16 protein-coding genes and 1 pseudogene are annotated in these 17,588 nt (G+C 69.8%); 8 read left to right on the top strand and 9 right to left on the bottom strand.

Annotated features, from left to right (window positions below):
• Positions 1-74: 74 nt before the first annotated feature.
• Positions 75-407, top strand: a pseudogene (locus E1P53_RS00890) (DMT family transporter); the annotation flags it as partial.
• A gap of 8 nt (positions 408-415) precedes the next feature.
• Here the strand turns inward: E1P53_RS00890 and E1P53_RS00895 are convergent.
• From E1P53_RS00895 to fakA, 3 genes are all read right to left on the bottom strand, one after another.
• Positions 416-1,198 carry an HNH endonuclease family protein gene (locus tag E1P53_RS00895; RefSeq protein ID WP_131733202.1) on the bottom strand — a complete coding sequence of 261 codons (783 nt, stop codon included), beginning with the start codon at positions 1,196-1,198 and terminating at the stop codon, positions 416-418.
• A gap of 143 nt (positions 1,199-1,341) precedes the next feature.
• Positions 1,342-3,591, bottom strand: coding sequence for an ATP-dependent DNA helicase RecG (gene recG, locus E1P53_RS00900; RefSeq protein ID WP_006899831.1), 2,250 nt, complete (start codon positions 3,589-3,591; stop codon positions 1,342-1,344).
• Positions 3,588-5,237 (bottom strand): fatty acid kinase ATP-binding subunit FakA, encoded by a 1,650-nt coding sequence (fakA, locus tag E1P53_RS00905; RefSeq protein WP_006899832.1) that lies wholly within the window; start codon positions 5,235-5,237, stop codon positions 3,588-3,590. The genes recG and fakA overlap by 4 nt, the downstream gene beginning before the upstream one ends.
• Before the next feature lie 273 nt (positions 5,238-5,510).
• On the opposite strand from fakA, the gene rpmB reads away from it, so the two are divergent.
• Complete coding sequence (rpmB, locus tag E1P53_RS00910) at positions 5,511-5,702, top strand: 50S ribosomal protein L28 (protein WP_006899833.1); 192 nt, start codon at positions 5,511-5,513, stop codon at positions 5,700-5,702.
• Between the two features lie 119 nt (positions 5,703-5,821).
• Positions 5,822-6,643 (top strand): enoyl-CoA hydratase/isomerase family protein, encoded by an 822-nt coding sequence (locus tag E1P53_RS00915; protein WP_109237340.1) that lies wholly within the window; start codon positions 5,822-5,824, stop codon positions 6,641-6,643.
• A gap of 61 nt (positions 6,644-6,704) precedes the next feature.
• Here the strand turns inward: E1P53_RS00915 and E1P53_RS00920 are convergent, their stop codons facing one another.
• Genes E1P53_RS00920 through E1P53_RS00935 form a run of 4 tightly spaced genes read right to left on the bottom strand, consistent with a single transcriptional unit; the run spans position 6,705 to position 10,436 of the window.
• A complete protein-coding gene (locus tag E1P53_RS00920) occupies positions 6,705-7,391 on the bottom strand; it encodes a uracil-DNA glycosylase (protein WP_006899835.1) in 687 nt (228 codons plus the stop codon).
• A 48-nt stretch (positions 7,392-7,439) separates the two neighbouring features.
• On the bottom strand, positions 7,440-7,961 hold the full coding sequence (locus E1P53_RS00925; protein WP_006899836.1) for a gamma carbonic anhydrase family protein: 522 nt from the start codon (positions 7,959-7,961) through the stop codon (positions 7,440-7,442).
• A gap of 45 nt (positions 7,962-8,006) precedes the next feature.
• A complete protein-coding gene (locus tag E1P53_RS00930; RefSeq protein WP_131733203.1) occupies positions 8,007-9,341 on the bottom strand; it encodes a type I glutamate--ammonia ligase in 1,335 nt (444 codons plus the stop codon).
• 57 nt (positions 9,342-9,398) lie between these two features.
• Positions 9,399-10,436, bottom strand: a complete 1,038-nt coding sequence (locus E1P53_RS00935; protein WP_006899838.1) for a thiamine-phosphate kinase — start codon at positions 10,434-10,436, stop codon at positions 9,399-9,401.
• A gap of 188 nt (positions 10,437-10,624) precedes the next feature.
• On the opposite strand from E1P53_RS00935, the gene E1P53_RS00940 reads away from it, so the two are divergent.
• Positions 10,625-10,864 carry an Lrp/AsnC ligand binding domain-containing protein gene (locus E1P53_RS00940; RefSeq protein WP_006899839.1) on the top strand — a complete coding sequence of 80 codons (240 nt, stop codon included), beginning with the start codon at positions 10,625-10,627 and terminating at the stop codon, positions 10,862-10,864.
• Between the two features lie 70 nt (positions 10,865-10,934).
• Positions 10,935-11,567, top strand: a complete 633-nt coding sequence (locus E1P53_RS00945) for a DUF3515 domain-containing protein (RefSeq protein WP_006899840.1) — start codon at positions 10,935-10,937, stop codon at positions 11,565-11,567.
• Between the two features lie 33 nt (positions 11,568-11,600).
• Here the strand turns inward: E1P53_RS00945 and E1P53_RS00950 are convergent, their stop codons facing one another.
• Positions 11,601-12,608, bottom strand: a complete 1,008-nt coding sequence (locus E1P53_RS00950; RefSeq protein ID WP_006899841.1) for an NAD(P)H-dependent glycerol-3-phosphate dehydrogenase — start codon at positions 12,606-12,608, stop codon at positions 11,601-11,603.
• Between the two features lie 124 nt (positions 12,609-12,732).
• Here E1P53_RS00950 and cofC point away from each other — a divergent pair, with 124 nt between their 5' ends.
• From cofC to E1P53_RS00965, 3 genes are all read left to right on the top strand, one after another.
• Positions 12,733-13,479: a 2-phospho-L-lactate guanylyltransferase gene (gene cofC, locus E1P53_RS00955; RefSeq protein ID WP_006899842.1), complete on the top strand. Its 747-nt coding sequence runs from the start codon at positions 12,733-12,735 to the stop codon at positions 13,477-13,479.
• Between the two features lie 69 nt (positions 13,480-13,548).
• Entirely contained in the window at positions 13,549-15,735 is a 2,187-nt protein-coding gene (locus tag E1P53_RS00960; protein WP_006899843.1) for an RNA degradosome polyphosphate kinase, read from the top strand.
• Positions 15,736-15,787: 52 nt separating this feature from the next.
• The gene (locus E1P53_RS00965; RefSeq protein WP_006899844.1) at positions 15,788-16,711 is read left to right on the top strand and encodes an NUDIX hydrolase; all 924 of its coding nucleotides are present in this window, start codon (positions 15,788-15,790) and stop codon (positions 16,709-16,711) included.
• A 149-nt stretch (positions 16,712-16,860) separates the two neighbouring features.
• Here E1P53_RS00965 and E1P53_RS00970 read toward each other — a convergent pair whose 3' ends face one another.
• On the bottom strand, positions 16,861-17,502 hold the full coding sequence (locus tag E1P53_RS00970; RefSeq protein WP_131733204.1) for an HU family DNA-binding protein: 642 nt from the start codon (positions 17,500-17,502) through the stop codon (positions 16,861-16,863).
• Between the last annotated feature and the right edge of the window lie 86 nt (positions 17,503-17,588).

Here is a 17,588-nt window from a genome sequence, read left to right on the forward strand (position 1 = left end):
TCTGACCGTCCCGGCTTAGGGTTTCGTCACGAGAACGCAGGTCGGCTTCGAGAGATGTGAGAGGTGTGCGCGACGTGGCGTGGTTGGTGCTGGTGGCCGCGGGCCTGATCGAGATCGTCTACATGGCGGCGCTCGAGAAGTCCGAGACCTTCACGCGTCCGTGGCCGACCGCGATCTTCGCAGTCGGGGTCGTCGCCAGCATGGCCGGTGTCGCCTACGCGATCCGATCGATACCGCTGGGCACCACCTACGCGGTGTGGGTCGGCATCGGTGCGGTCGGCACCTCGCTCTACGGCATGCTGTTCCTCCACGAACCAGCCGGGTGGGCGCGGATGGGTTGCATCTTCCTGATCCTCGTCGGCGTGGTCGGACTCAACCTGCTGCACAACGCGTCCGTGGGCGAGGCGGCCGATCCTCATCCACACGCCAATGCCTCTGCGAGCGCGTCCCGCGACCTCGCGTCGACCGAGAGCCCGTAAGCGAGACTGACCATCACGAACTGGATCGCGTACTGGCACCGGAAACCACGTGCGCGCGGCAGCCAGCGCGCCGGTTCGGAATCACCCTTGTCCTGGTTCGACCTCCCGTCGACCGCGACGAGGTTCGCGGGGTCGTTGGCGAAGTCGACGCGCCGCGCCATCCCCCACGACCACGCCCCCATGTCCCATGCGTAGGCCAGCGGCACGATGTGGTCGATCTGCACCGCCGACGCCGCGCGTTCCCTGCTGAACACGACGAACTCACCGCTGTACGGACTCCGGAACTCGCCGCCGAGCACCGCCCGGGGACAGCTCGGGATCGGTCCGGCGCGGATGTCCTGGAGGTCTCGGGCGAGGATGTCGTTGCGGGTGTCGCAGCCGTTTCCTCCGCCGGCGACCGACACCTCATCGGTCCACGCAGCCCCGAACGCCGCACGGTCGTAGTCGTCCCGTTCCGGACGCTGCGCGACCACGGGCAACGAGTCCAGCCGCGACAGCGCCTCCCGCGCCATCGAGAGCACGTGCGGATCGGCGTCGGGGTGCGCCCAGAACCCGCCGCTGCCGATCGCCACGACGATTGACGTGAACACCGCGAAGACCAGCAGCGCCCACTGCTTCGGCGTGAGCCCCGGGGCCGACGAGCCGGCCCGGACCGACCACCGCGCACGCGTGCACAGCTCGCGCAGCCGATGTGCTCGACGGGCGTTGCGGCGGGTCATGGGAGTTGGACGCCGACCGGCCCGCTTCGGTTCCGCAATTCGCGGAATGGGGTCCACCGGTGGCCGAAAGGCCTCCCGCTCAACGGATTCCCGGGAACGACCGGTACGACGGAACCGCGCCGACGGTCACGCCCCGCCGCGACCTACGACTTGTCCAGGTACTTGATCTTGTGCGGCACCAGGATCCCGTCGACCAGGTCGGCCAGCGGGGAATGATCGAGCAGCGTGAGATCCTCGCTCACCACTTCCTCGGCCAGCCCACGCGCGTCCTCGATGATCTCGACGTCCTCCAGCAGTGACAGGAACCTCAATGACGAGTTCTGCCCGGACTGCAACGACCCGAGCAGGTCGCCCTCGCGTCGCTGTTCGAGGTCGACGCGGGCGAGCTCGAAGCCGTCGTTGGACGCGGCAACCGCCCGCAGTCGCTGCATCGACTGCGAGACGTCCTTGGCGTTGGTCATCAGCAGACACAGTCCCGCATGCCGCCCACGACCGACGCGACCGCGGAGCTGATGCAGCTGGCTCACGCCGAACCGGTCTGCGTCGACGATGACCATCGTGGTCGCGTTCGGGACGTCGACACCGACCTCGATCACGGTGGTGGACACCAGCACGTCGACCTCGCCGCGCCCGAAGGCGTCCATGATGGCGTTCTTCTCGTCCGGCGCCATCCGACCGTGCAGCATCTCCACCCGCCGGTGCGCGAACGGCCCCGAGACCAGCGCCTCGTACTGCTCGATCACCGACCTGGTCTTGGGACCCTTCTCCTCCTCCGGCCCCGACTGCGGCTCCGGATCGTCGTCGCCGATGCGCGAACACACGACGTAGACCTGGCGGCCGGCGTCGATCTCCTCGTTGGCCCGCGACCACACGCGGTCCACCCAGTTCTGGCGGGACATCGGCACCACCGACGTCATGATCGGCTGGCGGCCGCGGGGCAGCTCACGCAACACCGAGGTCTCGAGGTCGCCGAAAGCCGTCATCGCGACCGTGCGCGGGATCGGGGTCGCGGTCATCACCAGGAAGTGCGGCACCCGTCCGTCGCGTCCCCTGCTGCGCAACACATCCCGTTGCTCGACGCCGAACCGGTGCTGCTCGTCGACGACGACGAGGCCGAGGTCGAAGAACTCGACCTTCTCCTCGAGCAATGCGTGCGTGCCGACGACGATCCCGGCGTTGCCGGTCACCACGTCGAGGAGTGTCTCGCGCCGCCCCTTGGTCTTCATCGACCCGGTGAGCAGGGCGATGCGCGTGGCGCCCTCGGCCGCGGTCAGCTCTCCCCCTTCGGCGAGATCGCCGAGCATCTTCTTCATCGTCCGGTGATGCTGGGCGGCAAGGACCTCCGTGGGCGCGAGGATCGCGCATTGATGGCCGTTGTCGACGACCCGCAGCATCGCGAGCAGCGACACGAGGGTCTTGCCGGAGCCGACCTCGCCCTGCAGGAGTCGCGACATCGGTTGTGCGCGGGCGAGATCCTCACCGAGTTCCTCGCCCACGGTGAGCTGTCCCTCGGTGAGCTGGAACGGCAGTCGCTCGCGCAGCTTGTCCTCGAGGCCGCCCGGAACGTGCGGGCACGGCGGCGCGGCGTCGGCGCGGCCGGCGATCCGCCGCTGCGCGAGGACCGTCTGGATCGCCAGCGCCTCATCGAATTTCAGCCGGTACGAGGCGACCTTGACGTCGTCCTCGGTCTCCGGGAGGTGGATCTTGCGGATCGCCTCGTCGGTGCTGATGAGTCCGCGCTCCACACGCTGCTGTTCGGTGAGCGCGTCCGGGATGGGCGGACAGTGGTCGAGAACCCGGCGCACCGCGCCGAGGATCTCCCAGGTCTGCACCTGCTTGGTGGCCGGGTACAGCGGCAGGATGTCGCGGTCGAACATGGCGGCCAGCGGATGCCCGCCGTGTTCGCGGCCGATCTCCTCCTCGACCGCATAGATCTCGGTGAGCATCTTGGAGCCGACGACGTGTTCGACCTCGGGCTCGCCGTCGGGAAGGATCATCCATTCCGGATGCGACAGTTGGATCTGATCGCGGAAGTACTTGACCGTCCCGGCCATCATCACCCGCGCACCCGGGCGCAACTGGTTCTTGATGAAGCGGGGGTTGAAGAAGCTCGCCTCGTAGACCTCGTGGTCGTCGGTGACCGTCACCTTGAGGAACTGCCCGCGCCTGCTGCGCATCTGGATCAGATCCGACCTGGTGATGCGCCCGACGATCGTCAGCCACTCCCCCGGTTCCGGCCGGGTGTGGTCCGACGCGCGTCCGCGACGGACATATCTGCGCGGGGTGTAGCGCAACAGCTCCCCGACGGTCGACACACCGAGCGTCTCGAGCTTCTCGGCAGGCTTGGGGCCGAGGACCTCCGACAGCGCATCCGACAGTGCCGCCTCGATCACTCCACACCCACCTGCAGGAGATCGGTGCGTTGTCCGGTGCGGTAGACGGCGAGCTCGATGCCGGGATGACTCCGCCGCATCTGCTCGCCGACGGCCTCGAGTGCGGCCGCGTCGACGTCGATCCCGGCGAGGATCGTCACCAGCTCGCCGCCGGTCGCGAGCATGAGGTCGATGAGCGCCGTGCTCGCCGAGGTCTGATCCGGCGCGACGACGAGCACGTCGTCGCCGATGAGGCCGAGCACGTCGCCGACCTCGCACATCCCGGCCAACGTCATCATCTTGGTGGTCGCCCGCTGCAGCGACCCCCACCGCGCCCCGGCGGCCGCCTCGGCCATCGCGTAGGCGTCGACATCGGGCACCTCGCTGGGGTCGTGCACCGCGAGCGCGGCCAGGCACTGGGTCATCGACGCGGTCGGCAGCATCAGCACCGACCGCTGCGACGACCGCACCTCGGTGGTGACCGTGACCAGATCCTGGGAACTCAACGCGCCGTTCGCCATCACCACGACGTGTGCGCTGTCGGTATCGCGGATCGCGGTGCCGAGTTGCTGTGCGGTGAGCCCGTTGTCGCCGCGCAGCACGGTGGCGCCGGCCTCGGCGAAGAGCTCGGCCGCGCCGTCGCCGTAGGCCACGGCGACGACCGCGCGCTTGTGCCGGGGCGGCGGCTCGTTCGAATCCGACTGGGCGCGAATGGCGTCGAGGGCGAAGCAGCTGATCCGGATGTCGGACAGCCGGCCCAGCCCGGCCCCGGCCTCCACCGCGGCACCGGGCTCGCAGGTGTGCACGTGCACGGAGAAGCGCTCGCCCTCACCGCTGGAACTGTCGCCGACGATGACGACGGCGTCGCCGAGATCGTCGAGTCTCTCCCGCAGTTCGGCGATCTGCTCGGCGGCCGCCCCGTCGAGCAGGTACATCACCTCGAAGTCCTGGTCGCTGCTGTCTGCGCACGGGTCGTCGATGCCGTGCCCGAGGGTCTCGCTGTCGGTGAGGATGCCCCGGTACCGACGACGCCGGTTCGCGACCCCGGTGACCACCTGCACCATCGCGTCGACGATGGCCAGGAACCCCCGACCGCCGGCGTCGACGACGCCCGCCGACGCCAGTACCGACAACTGTTCCGGGGTGTGCTCCAGCGCGTCGGCGCAGTCGTCGGCGATGGCGCGGACGAGGTCGGCGGGCGAATCCTCCTCGTGCGCGGCCGCCGACTCCGCGGCAACCCGGACCAGCGTGAGGACCGTCCCCTCGCGGGGCTCGCTGACCGCGCGGGTCGCGGCGAGCGACCCCAGCCGCAACCCCAGGCTCGCGAGCTCGCCGAAGCTCGCCGACTCGGCGTTGCCGAGGATCTCGGCGCCATCGGCCAGCCCGACGAGGATCTGCGACAGGATGATGCCGGAGTTGCCGCGGGCCTGCGACACCGCGCCGTCGGCCATGGCGCGAGCGACGTCCAACAGGCCCGCGTCCTCGGGGAGGGCGGCCGCCGCCTCGGCCGCCGCCCGCATGGTGAACAGCATGTTGCTGCCGGTGTCGGAGTCCGGGATCGGGAACACGTTGAGATCGTTGATCTCACCCCGCAACGCCTCGAGCTGCTCGACGCAGACATGGGCCCAGTCGCGCAGCAGCTGGGGATTGATGGTGCGGGCGATCACTCGGTGACTCTTTCTCGCTCTGCCATACTCGGCGACGGGGCGGGCTCGGAGGAGATTGTGTCTCAGGTTACTCGGCCCCGCCGACGCCCCGTCGGACCGACGACGACCGGGCGTGGGTCGCCGGCCGGGCGGTCCGGGCCGGATTTGGCCACACACACCCGGGCTGGTTATCCTTGCAGGGTTGCCTTTCGGTCAACGCGCACACCATCGGGTGGTGCCGTTACCCGAGAGGCTGACCACGAGACCATATTCATCTATCAAGGGAGTTCGACGATGGCTGCCGTCTGCGATATCTGCGGCAAGGGCCCGGGCTTCGGCAAGTCGGTGTCTCACTCGCACCGCCGCACCAACCGCCGCTGGAACCCGAACATCCAGTCCGTTCGCGTCGAGGTCGCCCCGGGCAACCGCAAGCGCAAGAACGTCTGCACCTCCTGCCTGAAGGCCGGCAAGCACGCAGCTGTCTGATCTCCCCTCACCCCTCGTGGGTGATGTGAGGTTCGAAGGCTTCTGAAGACCCGACGCCGGGTGAGCGTGAGCTCCCCCAGCGTCGGGTCTTTGGTGTGAGCGGGTTAATGTTTCGTCCCATGACCTCCACACCATCCCCCGCAACCGCACAGTCCGATTCGCCCGAATTCGTCACCGAGTCCAACGGCGTCCTCACCCTCGCCGTCTCGGCCGCAGGCGCCGGCAACTCGCTCGACGACGACGCCATCGCGGCGGGCACGCAGGCCCTGCGCGAGGTGGCCCGCGGGCAGCGCGACGTGGGCGCGGTTCTCCTGGTGGGCCTGGGCAAGAACTTCTGCGCAGGCGGAAACGTGCGCGCGTTCGCCGCGGCCGACGACCGCCCCACCTACCTCCGGCTCATCGCCGACAACTTCCACGACTTCGTCGCGGCCCTGTACGAGGCGGAGGTTCCCGTCGTCGTCGCCGCGAAGGGATGGGCGGCCGGCGCCGGCATGTCGCTGGTCCTGCACGCCGACGTCGCCATCGGCGGCAGCGGCACCAAGCTGCGCCCGGCCTATCGCGGGATCGGCCTCACCCCCGACGGCGGCCTCACGTGGACCCTTCCCCGGGCCGTCGGCGCGGCCCGCGCCCGCCAGATCATCCTGACCGACCGGGTCGTCTCCGCCGACGAGGCGCTGAACTGGGGCATCCTTTCCGAGATCGTCGCCGACGACGAGATCGAATCGGTCGCCCGCGCCAACGCCGAGGCGATCGCCGCCGGCCCCCGCTCGGCCGACTCCGGCGCCAAGCGCCTGCTGTCGCTGGCGTCGGAGACCTCGCTGGTCGAGCACCTCGCCCTCGAGGGACGGTCCATCTCCGAGCGGTCGGGGCGTCCCGAGGGCATCGAGGGTGTCGACGCGTTCGTCGGCAAGCGGGCGCCGGAGTTCGGCAGGACTCGCTGAACTCGTCGACCACACACGACCGCCCGCTTCCGTCGGAAGCGGGCGGTCGTGTGTTCGGCATCTAGGGCAGCCGCCAGTCCACCGGATCGGCGCCGAGGTCGAGCAGTTCCTCGTTGGCGCGGCTGAAGGGCCGAGACCCGAAGAACCCGCGGGAGGCCGACAACGGCGACGGATGCGGGGAGACGATCGTCGGGACGTCGGGCAGCCACTTCTCCAGCCCGGCGGCGTCGCGCCCCCACAGGATCGCGACGAGAGGTTCGTCACGTGCGGCGAGCGCCTTGATCGCGCACTCGGTCACCTCTTCCCAGCCCTTCCCGCGGTGGGAACCGGGCTCACCGGGCGCCACGGTCAGGACCCTGTTCAACAGCAGCACGCCGTTGTCGGCCCACGGGGTGAGGTCGCCGGTGCTCGGCATCGGATACCCGAGATCCGAGCAGTACTCGGTGAAGATGTTGGCCAGCGACCGGGGGATGGGACGCACCTCGGGTGCAACCGAGAAGCTCAGTCCGACAGCATGTCCCGGCGTCGGGTACGGATCCTGGCCGACGATCAGCACCCGCACGTCGTCGATCGGCCTGGTGAAGGCACGCAGGATGTGCGGCCCGGCCGGCAGATAACGGCGCCCGGCCGCGAGTTCGGCCCGCAGGAACTGGCCCATCTCGGTGATGATCGGCTCGACGGGCGCGAGGGCCTCGGCCCAGCCGGGGTCGATGATCTCGGAGAGCGGTCTGGGCTGCGCGGTCGTCACTGGAGTCGGCTCCCCTTCAGTCGGTCCGTCGGTCAATCGTTCGGGCGCTCAGTCGATCCGACGCAATGCGTCGCGATAGTGCCGGGCGTTCTGGAAGTACATGTCGCAGTTGAGTTCGGTGTGCCCTTCCGGGACCTCGTAGTTCTCGCGGATCTTCGCCGGGACGCCGAGGGCCATGCGGCGGGGCGGGAGATCGAACTTGAACGGCACGACCGCCCCGGCGCCGACGATCGCGCCCGAGCCGATCGTCGAGCCGTTGAGCACCACCGACCCGGAGGCGATGAGGCAGTCGTCGCCGATGGTCGCCCCCTCGATGTGGGCGTTGTGGCCGACGACGCAGCGGGCGCCGATGACCGTGGGCTCGAAGACGGTGCAGTGGATGACGGTGCCGTCCTGGATGTTGGACCGCTCGCCGATGGTGATGGTGCCGTAGTCGCCGCGGAGCACCGCGCCGGGCCAGACCGAGACCCCGTCGCCGAGGGTGACGTTGCCGATCACCACCGCATCGGGATGGACATAGGTGTCGGCCCCCAGGGTGGGCACACGGTCGTCGAGTGCGTAGATCGCCATACGCAGACTCTAACCAGACCGGCACCGCTCATCCGGCGTGGGCCGTCACACGGTCCAGGCCAACCGGAAGCGTTCGGCGATGAACTCCGGGGTGTGGTCCGGGAAGCGGGTGACCTCGTATCGCCGGACCGCGACCACGGCGTCGACGATCTCATCGCCCAGGATCTCGCGCAACGCCTCCGACGAATCGAGTCGATCGACGATCGTCCGCTGATCGGAGGCGAGCCGGGCGCCGCGCCGCTCGGGCGGACACTCGACCGGATCGACGGCGACCTCCGGCGGCAGTTCGGCACGCCGGGCGATGCCACGGGCGGCCGCACCCAGCACGGCGGCCGTCGCGAGGTAGACGTTGGCCGACGGGTCGACGGCCTTCACCTCGATGTTCGCATCGCGGCCCGCTCCCCCGGCGGTCTCCGCCCGGACCAGGCGGACCGCGGCCTCCCGGTTCTCGACACCCCAGCACGCGTATGCGCCTGCCCACTGTCCCGGGCGCGTGCGCAGGCACGAGACCACCGAGCCGCACAGCACTCCCTGGAGTTCCGGCAGGGCCTCGAGGATGCCCGCCACCGCGTGCTCCCCGTCGGCGGTCATGCCGGCGGCGCCCGAACCGTCCGAGAACAGCGGGGCACCGCCCCTCCTCAGCGAGATGTGCTGGTGCGCACCGCACCCCGCTTCGTCGGCGAACGGCTTCGGTGAAAGGGCCGCACGCACACCGTGTCTGCGCGCCACCCGGCCGATGACGATCCGGGCGAGCACCAGCCGGTCGGCTGCGGTCACCGGATCGGCGGGCGCCAGCGACACCTCGAACTGCAGGCGCGCGTGCTCGGGATGGACCTGCTCCACCTCGACACCGGCCGTGCCGAGGTCGGCGATCAAGTCCCGGACGAAATCCTCCTGCTCCAGGAGGCCGGCGGCGCCGTAGGGCGTCCAATCGTGTGCCGGGAGTGCAGCTCCGTCGGGCGCGACGAGCACGAACTCGATCTCGTGTCCCACCGACGCCTCCAGGTCGTCGGCGGCGAGTTCGGCCACGACGCGTCGCAGCGTGCCGCGCGGGCACAACGACGACGGTTCGCCGGTCAGCTCGTGGAACTCGGCGGGCGTCCAGGACAGGTCGTGGTCCAGGCGGGCGCGGGCATCGGGGACGATGCGCAGACGCTGGTCCCCGACCACGCCCGTCGAGGAGGTGCTGAACGCGACACCGGTCGCGTCGATCGCGAATGCGTGCCACGAGGGCCCGGCGCCGAGACCGGCGGAGGCGAAGGCCTCGGCCCGTCCGCCGGGCACCATCTTGGCGAGGATCAGTCCGGCCGGGTTGACGACCGTTGCGAGCAGTGTCGGGGCGATCTCCGCGTCGCCGCCGACATCCCTGGGCGATGCCATGGCCAGAGTGTGGCCGAGGGGGCCTCCTCAGGAAGCGAAATCGCAGGAGTTGTCCCGCTATCGGCGCGGTTGGGAGAAGGACTGCCAGCCGTGCAGGTCGGGACCGTCGGGACCGCCGACGCGTCGTCCGTCCACCCACACCTCGGGCACCGGTCCTCCGGCCTCGCGGACCGAGCCGATGACGGTCCAGCCCGCGGGTACCGACGCGGGCTCGAAAGCCGCGAGCAGATGGTGGTCCTCGCCACCGGTGAGCACCCATTCGCCGACGTCCGCGCCGAGTTCGTCCGCCACGGCGTCGAGGTCGCCGCGCCTCGGGATCGCGTCGACGCGCACCTCCATCGCCAGGCCCGCCGCCCGCGACATCGTGATCAGTTCTTCGACGAGTCCGTCGGAGATGTCGGTCATCGCGTGCGCGCCGGCCGCCGCGGCGATGGGCCCCTGGGTCAGGTCAGGAGACGGAACACGGTGCAGGGCAACGACGTCCGGCCAGGACTCCGGGCCGCTCTCGGCATCGGACAGCACGGCCAGGCCCGCGGCGCTCGCTCCCAGCGGACCGCTCACCGCGAGGACGTCGCCGCTGCGGGCACCGCCGAGCGACACCGGACGCCTCCCCTCGAGGGCACCGACCGCGGTCACGCTGACGACCACCTCGGCGGCGGCGACGAGATCGCCGCCGAGGACCCGCGCGCCGAGCCCGTGCGCGGCGTCGACGACTCCGTCGTTGAGGTCGAGGACGACGCCGACGGGGGTCTCGGGCGGGCACGCGATGGATATCACGAGTCCGGTGGTGCGCCCGCCCATCGCCGCGACGTCGGCAGCGCTCTGGATCACCGCCCGCGCCCCGACCTGCCGGGGAGTGGACCAGTCGAAACGGAAATGCCGGCCCTCCACGACGGTGTCGGTGCTGATCACCGTCGACCCGCCGATGTCGAGGACGGCCGCGTCGTCACCCGACCCGATCACGATGTCGTCGGCCGGGCCGGCGGCCGTTGCCGCGGCGGTGAGGGCGGAGATCACCGCCCGCTCGCCGATGCGTCCCACCGGTGCGCAGCGGTCGATGCCGCCCGGGCCGCCCCCGGCGTCGTCGGAGGTCACTGGTCGAGTCCCACTCTGGTCGAGTCCCCTTTGAGTCGCGCGCGAACCGGGTTGTCGGTGACAATGTGAGCCACAGTGTATTGGGCACCGGGGTGTCGGGAATCGGGCGAACGGGGTTCGCCGCCGAGCACCCTCTGCCGGCTCCGCGGGCCGGGGTCGACAAGGGCGCACAGACGGAGAGGAAATCCGTGGTTCAGGCATACATACTGATCCAGACCGAGGTCGGGAGGGCCGCGCTCGCTGCGGCGACGATCGCGGAGATCTCAGGGGTCGCCTCGTCCGAAGAGGTCAGCGGACCGTACGACGTGATCGTCCGGGTCGACGCCGCCGACGCCACCGACCTCACCCAGAACGTCGTTCCCCAGATCCAGAAAGTGGCCGGGATCACCCGGACCCTGACCTGCTCCGTGGTGACGTCCGCCACGTAGGCGAGGCCTCACCGTCACCGAGAGCCGTCCCGGCGCCCGGGGTTCTCGGCGGTTCTCCTACTGTGGTGACGTGACGTCAGCAGGTTCGGATGACACCCCGCAGGAGCCCGGCAGCGACAAGACCGGCAGCGACGGGTCCGGGAGCGGCTCGGCCGACACCGCGTCCGGGGACGGGCGTCACGGATCCGAGCCCCGGCTGAGTCCCGCGCTCATCGCGACGCTCGTCGCCATCCCGGTCATGGTCATCGCCGGATTCATCGCGTACGCCGCGCTGCGCTCGGACCCGACCAACCCCGTCGAGTCGTACACGGCGGAGGAGACCGCGTCGAAGGAGTGCGCCGCGCTGCTGGAGAAGGCGCCGGAGACCTTCGAGGGCTACGGAGCAAAGGAGATCTCCGAGAACCGCGCGTCGTGGCCCGCGCAGGGATCGGGCGACGACATCCTTTTGAGATGCGGCGTGGCCCGCCCGGCCGAACTCGCACCCGACAGCCGGCTCCAGCTGGTCCAGGCTTCCGGGCATCGGGGCGTGCAGTGGTTCATCACCGACACCGTGGAGGGCTCCGGTCAGGCCTACGTCGCCGTCGACCATCGCCCCTATGTGGCGCTTTGGGTTCCGTCGACCGCCGGCAACGCCCCGATCACCGACATCTCCGGCGTCATCGACGAGACGCTGGCCCGTGGCCCGCTCGATCTCGGCCGCTGACGCCGGCCCTCCGGGACCGCTCGAGGCGGGCGGTCAGCCCCGGTAGATCTCCGGTTTGGTGCTGCGGCCGAGCAGTGAGCTGATGGCCTCCTCCACCGACTGGCCATCGTGGCACACGCGGTGGACCGCATCCGTCAACGGCATCGGCACCTGATGCTTCTCGGCGAGAGCACGCACCGAGGTGCACGACTTCACGCCCTCGGCGACCTGGCCGTTGGTGGCCGCCTGCGCTTCGGCCATGCTCGCGCCCTCTCCGAGGCGGGCGCCGAAGGTCCGGTTGCGCGACAACGGCGACGAGCACGTCGCCACCAGGTCGCCCACCCCGGCCAGTCCGGCGAAGGTCTCCACGTGGGCGCCGAGGGCCAGGCCGAGCCGGATGGTCTCGGCGAGCCCGCGGGTGATGATGGTGGCCAGGGTGTTCTGGCCGAAGCCCACACCGCTCGCGATCCCGCACGCCAGCGCGATCACGTTCTTGGCCGAGCCGCCGATCTCGCAGCCCACGACATCGGTGTTGGTGTACGGCCGGAAGTACCCGGTGTTGAAGGCACCCTGGAGCGTCACCGCACGCGACTCGTCGACGCACGCGATGACCGTGGCCGCGGGCTGGCCCTCGGCGACCTCGCGCGCCAGGTTGGGACCGGTGAGCACGGCGATCCGCTCCTGCGGCACGCCGGTCACCTCTCCGATGACCTCGCTCATGCGTAGCAGCGTGCCGGTCTCGATGCCCTTGGCCAGCGACACCAGCGACGTGTCGGAGCCGATGTGGGGCGTCCACTGGGCGAGGTTGCCGCGCAAGGACTGCGAGGGCACCCCGCACACCACGATGTCGGCGCCGGTCAGCGCCTCCTCCGGCGAACTCGTCGCGGTCAGCGCCTCGGGCAGCCCGATGTCGGGGAGGTAGTCGGGGTTGACGTGCCGCGAGTTGATGGCCTCGGCCAGTTCGGGCCGCCGGGCCCAGATGACCGTCTCGGTGCCCGCGTCGACGAGGACCTTCGCCACCGCCGTTCCCCAGGAACCGGCTCCCATGACCGCAGCGCGCACCAGTACTCCTCCTGCCCGGGTCCGTCTGTCCGGACCGATCGATCACCTGCCACCCTAATGCTCCGCCGCCGACGACCGACCCGGAATGCCCCCTCCTGTTCCCCGGTGGACCATGATGGTCTGCATGGAGCGCAGCGCCGTCGACACGAGCGTCGACCCCGCCGCCGCCGGCGGTGTCCCCGCCGACGGCGCGACGGTCGCTGCGGTGCTCGCGGTGAAGAGTCTGCGACAGGCCAAGTCGCGGCTCGCCGCGACGCTGTGGGATTCGCGCGCAACCGATCGGCCGGGGGTGCGCGGCTCGCTCGTCCTGGCGATGTTCCTCGACACCGTCGAGGCCCTCCGGGGCGCCGGTGTCACCCGGATCGTCGTGGTGAGCCCCGACGCGGAGGTGCTCGCCGCGGCCCGCAGGTCCGGGACCCGCGGTCTCCCGGAATCGGCGTCGCCGCGCGCCGGTTCGGAATCGGGACTCAACACCGCCTTCGGTCACGGCGCACGGTGGGTACGCCGGACGTGGCCGGACTCGGGGCGGCTGCTGTTCGTGCAGGCCGACCTCCCGGCGGCGACGAGCACCTCGTTCCGAGAGGTGCTGGCCGAGACCCCTTCCGACGCGCCGAGCTTCGTGACCGATCGCGACGGCACCGGCACGGTGCTGCTGCACGGGGCGGTGGCCCCGGGCGATCCGGTCGAGGCCGCACCGAGATTCGGGCCCGGTTCGGCGTCGGCGCACCGCGAGGTCGGGGCCGTCGAACTCGATCCGGCGCACCGGCGGTGGCTGGATCTGCGCACCGACGTCGACACCGCAACCGATCTCGCCACGGCGCGGCAGCTGGGACTGGGTCCGCACACCACCCGGGCCCTGCGCGACATCTGAACACCGCCGACCCCGACGCTGTGTGGCACGAGACACCACAGCGCTGTTCAGATGGGTCATCATTGAACGGTGAGCCCTGCTGATGACACCTCCACGACCACAGCCTCGGTGACGACGACGCCCATCCCGAACGCGCCGCCCGCCGCGACACTCATCCCGGACGAGTCCGCCGACCTGCCCGAGGACCGGTATCTCAATCGGGAACTGAGTTGGCTCGACTTCAATTCGCGCGTGCTCGCACTCGCCGAGGACACCTCGCTGCCGCTCCTCGAGCGCGCGAAGTTCCTGGCGATCTTCGCCTCCAACCTCGACGAGTTCTTCATGGTGCGCGTCGCCGGACTCAAACGGCGCGACGAGACCGGGCTGTCCGTGCGATCCGCCGACGGCCTGTCCCCGCGCGAGCAGTTGATGCGCATCGCCGGGCGCACCCAGACCATCGCCGACCGTCACGCCCGTGTCTTCCTCGACTCGGTACGACCGGCTCTGGCCGACAACGACATCCACGTCGTCTCGTGGGCGGAGCTCACCGACGATCAACGCGCTCGCATGGTCGACTACTTCCAGGACGAGGTGTTCCCGGTCCTGACCCCACTCGCTGTGGACCCGGCTCACCCCTTCCCCTACATCAGCGGCCTGTCACTGAATCTCGCGGTCACCGTCCGCGACGTGAACGAGAGCGGCGAGCACTTCGCGCGGGTCAAGGTCCCGGACAACGTGAATCGCTTCATCCGGGTGGACAAGCTGGCACCCTCGGGCGATGCGAATCCCAAGCGCGCGGTGTTCCTGCCGATGGAGTACCTCATCGCGGCCAACCTGGGAACGCTGTTCCCCGGTATGGAAATCGTCGAGCACCACGTGTTCCGGGTGACCCGTAACGCGGATTTCGAGGTCGAGGAGGACCGGGACGAGGACCTGTTGCAGGCGCTCGAACGCGAACTCGCGCGCCGCCGCTTCGGTTCCCCGGTGCGCCTCGAGGTCGCCGACGACATGAGCGAGCACATGCTCGAGCTGCTGCTGCGCGAGCTCGACGTGAATCCCGCCGATGTCATCCAGGTCCCCGGCCTGCTCGACCTGTCCTCGCTTTTCGAGCTCTACGATCTCGACCGTCCGCTCCTGAAGGACCGCCCGTTCGTCCCGGCGACCCATCCTGCGTTCGGCGAGCGCGAGACCCCCAAGAGCGTGTTCTCCACGCTGCGCGAGGGCGACGTCCTCGTCCACCACCCCTACGACTCGTTCTCCACGAGCGTGCAGCGGTTCATCGAGCAGGCCGCCGCCGACCCGCAGGTGCTGGCCATCAAGCAGACGCTGTACCGCACCTCGGGCGACTCCCCGATCGTCAACGCCCTCATCGACGCCGCGGAGGCAGGCAAGCAGGTCGTGGCGCTCGTGGAGATCAAGGCGCGGTTCGACGAGCAGGCGAACATCAAGTGGGCCCGCAAACTGGAACAGGCCGGCGTCCACGTCGTCTACGGCCTCGTCGGACTCAAGACCCACTGCAAGACCGCCCTGGTGGTGCGGCGCGAGGGTTCGACGATCAAGCGGTACTGCCACATCGGCACCGGCAACTACAACCCGAAGACGGCGCGACTCTACGAGGACGTGGGCCTGCTGACCGCCGCGCCGGACATCGGCGCCGATCTCACCGACCTGTTCAACACCCTCACCGGCTACTCCCGCAAGAAGGAGTACCGCAACATCCTCGTTGCCCCGCAGGGCATCCGGACGGGCATCATCAAGCGCATCCACCGCGAGATCGAGTTGTTCCGTGCGGGAGACAAGCGCGCACGCGTGCAGCTCAAGGCGAATGCGCTCGTCGACGAGCAGGTGATCGACGCGCTCTACCGCGCCTCGCAGAGCGGGGTGCCGGTGGACATCGTCGTCCGCGGCATCTGCGCGTTGCGCCCCGGGATGGAGGGTGTGAGCGACAACATCCACGTGCGGTCGATCCTGGGCCAGTTCCTCGAGCATTCCCGCATCCTGCATTTCGGCGCCCAGAACGAATACTGGATCGGCAGCGCGGACATGATGCACCGCAACCTCGACCGGCGCGTCGAGGTGATGGTGCACGTCCGCGACTCCCGCCTCGCAGGCGAACTCGGCGACATCTTCGATTCGGCACTCGATCCCCGGACGCGTTGCTGGGTGCTGCATTCCGACGGCAGCTGGGTCGCCTCGCCCGCGGCGGGCGAGGAGGTGCGCGACCACCAGCGCCAGATGATGCGGCGCAATCGTCGTCGGTCGGAGATCCATTCGTGACCGGCGTCCGGTTGTCGTCCGGTCCGGCCACCCGACCCGAGACCAGGCTGCGATGACGAAGAAGCACAAGAAGAGAGCCGACGTCTGGGCCGCCGGGGCCGTCGTCTGGCGACCGGGCCCCTCGGGATCGACCGCGGCCGCCGACGTGGAGATCGCCGTCGTCCACCGCCCGCGCTACGACGACTGGACGATCCCCAAGGGCAAGGGCGAACCCGGCGAGACCCTGGTCGACACCGCGGTCCGCGAGATCGCCGAGGAGACCGGTCAACACATCGTGCTCGGACGACACCTCGGCGACGTGCACTACGACCTGGACTCCGGACGCAAGCACGTCCGGTACTGGGCCGCCCGCGGCGGCGACGGCACGTTCGCCGCCGACGACGAGGTCGACGAGCTGCGCTGGCTGACGGTCGAGAAGGCCGATGCCACACTGACCTACGAACTCGACCGGCAGATCCTGCGGGAGTTCGCGCGACTGCCCGCGGATCTGCACACCCTGCTCCTGGTGCGCCACGCGAAGGCCGGGCGCCGTGCCGACTGGGACGGCGACGACCGCCGGCGACCGCTCGATGCGCTGGGCCGTCGGCAGGCCGAGGCACTGGTGCCGCTGCTGACCGCATTCGGCGCCGAGCGGGTCCACGCCGCCGACCGGGTGCGCTGCGAGCAGACGCTCGACCCCTTGCGCGCAGAGCTCGGCGTCGAGTGCGTCAGCGAACCGACCCTGTCCGAGGAGGCCTACCGCGCCGATCCGGCGGCCGCGCAGCGCCGAATCCGTGAGCTCGCCGCACGTCCGGATGTCGTCGCGGTCTGCAGCCAGGGCAAGGTGATCCCTCCGCTGATGCGGTGGTGGGCCGACGAGGACGGCCTCGACCTGCCCGAGGCGGCCAACCGCAAGGGCAGCGTGTGGGTCTGTTCCCTGGACCGCGGACGGCTCGTCGCGGCCGACCACATCGCCGGTCCCCTGCCGCATGACTGAGTTGTCTCCCGACCCAACACAATCGGTGGGACAACGCGCCCCTTACGACAACACGACCCCTGACACAGAAGAACCCCCGGCGGGGAAGACGCCAGGGGTTCTTCTGTGTGCCCTACCGGGCCGGTGATGCGTGCGGTCCGCGCGACAACTCAGCGGCGAGTGGTCTTCTTGGCCGCGGTCTTCTTGGCCGGGGCCTTCTTGGCGGTGGTCTTCTTCGCCGGGGCCGCCTTCTTGGCGGTGGTCTTCTTGGCCGCGGTGGTCTTCTTCGCTGCGGTGGTCTTCTTGGCCGCGGTGGTCTTCTTGGCCGCCGTGGTCTTCTTCGCTGCGGTGGTCTTCTTGGCCGCCGTGGTCTTCTTCGCTGCGGTGGTCTTCTTCGCCGGAGCCGCCTTCTTCGCCGCGGTCTTCTTGGCGGTGGTCTTCTTCGCCGCGGTCTTCTTGGCGGTGGTCTTCTTGGCCGCGGTCGTGGCGGTTCCGCTGCCGCGCTTCACGGCGGGACCGGTGGCCGACAGCTTCTGCTTGCCGGCGACGATCGCCTTGAACTGTGCGCCCGGGCGGAAGGCGGGAACCGAAGTGGCACGAACCTTCACGGTCTCGCCGGTGCGCGGGTTGCGGGCGACGCGCGGCGCGCGCTTTCGCTTCTCGAAGACGCCGAAGCCGGTGATCGTCACGCTCTCGCCGCGGTTGACCGCGCGGACGATCGTGTCGACGACGTGCTCGACGGCTTCTGTCGCAGTCTTGCGATCCGCGTCGAGCTTTTTGGTCAGCTCATCGATGAGCTCCGCCTTGTTCATGAGTACCTCCGCAAGCTGATCTGGCCGATTTTCGGCCAGCTACCACAACACGGTAAACGTCGAATTCGAAAACGTCCATCTTCCAC

It is taken from the genome of Gordonia paraffinivorans (assembly GCF_900683595.1).
Classification (GTDB): domain Bacteria; phylum Actinomycetota; class Actinomycetes; order Mycobacteriales; family Mycobacteriaceae; genus Gordonia; species Gordonia paraffinivorans.

What these genes read in the sequence shown, in the direction of transcription:
- E1P53_RS00915 (WP_109237340.1), top strand. Translation starts at nt 5,822, where the DNA reads ATGACCTCCACACCATCCCCCGCAACCGCACAGTCCGATTCGCCCGAA.
- E1P53_RS00965 (WP_006899844.1), top strand. Translation starts at nt 15,788, where the DNA reads ATGACGAAGAAGCACAAGAAGAGAGCCGACGTCTGGGCCGCCGGGGCC.
- E1P53_RS00970 (WP_131733204.1), bottom strand. Translation starts at nt 17,502, where the DNA reads ATGAACAAGGCGGAGCTCATCGATGAGCTGACCAAAAAGCTCGACGCG.
- rpmB (WP_006899833.1), top strand. Translation starts at nt 5,511, where the DNA reads ATGGCTGCCGTCTGCGATATCTGCGGCAAGGGCCCGGGCTTCGGCAAG.
- cofC (WP_006899842.1), top strand. Translation starts at nt 12,733, where the DNA reads ATGGAGCGCAGCGCCGTCGACACGAGCGTCGACCCCGCCGCCGCCGGC.
- E1P53_RS00895 (WP_131733202.1), bottom strand. Translation starts at nt 1,198, where the DNA reads ATGACCCGCCGCAACGCCCGTCGAGCACATCGGCTGCGCGAGCTGTGC.
- E1P53_RS00930 (WP_131733203.1), bottom strand. Translation starts at nt 9,341, where the DNA reads ATGGCATCGCCCAGGGATGTCGGCGGCGACGCGGAGATCGCCCCGACA.
- E1P53_RS00925 (WP_006899836.1), bottom strand. Translation starts at nt 7,961, where the DNA reads ATGGCGATCTACGCACTCGACGACCGTGTGCCCACCCTGGGGGCCGAC.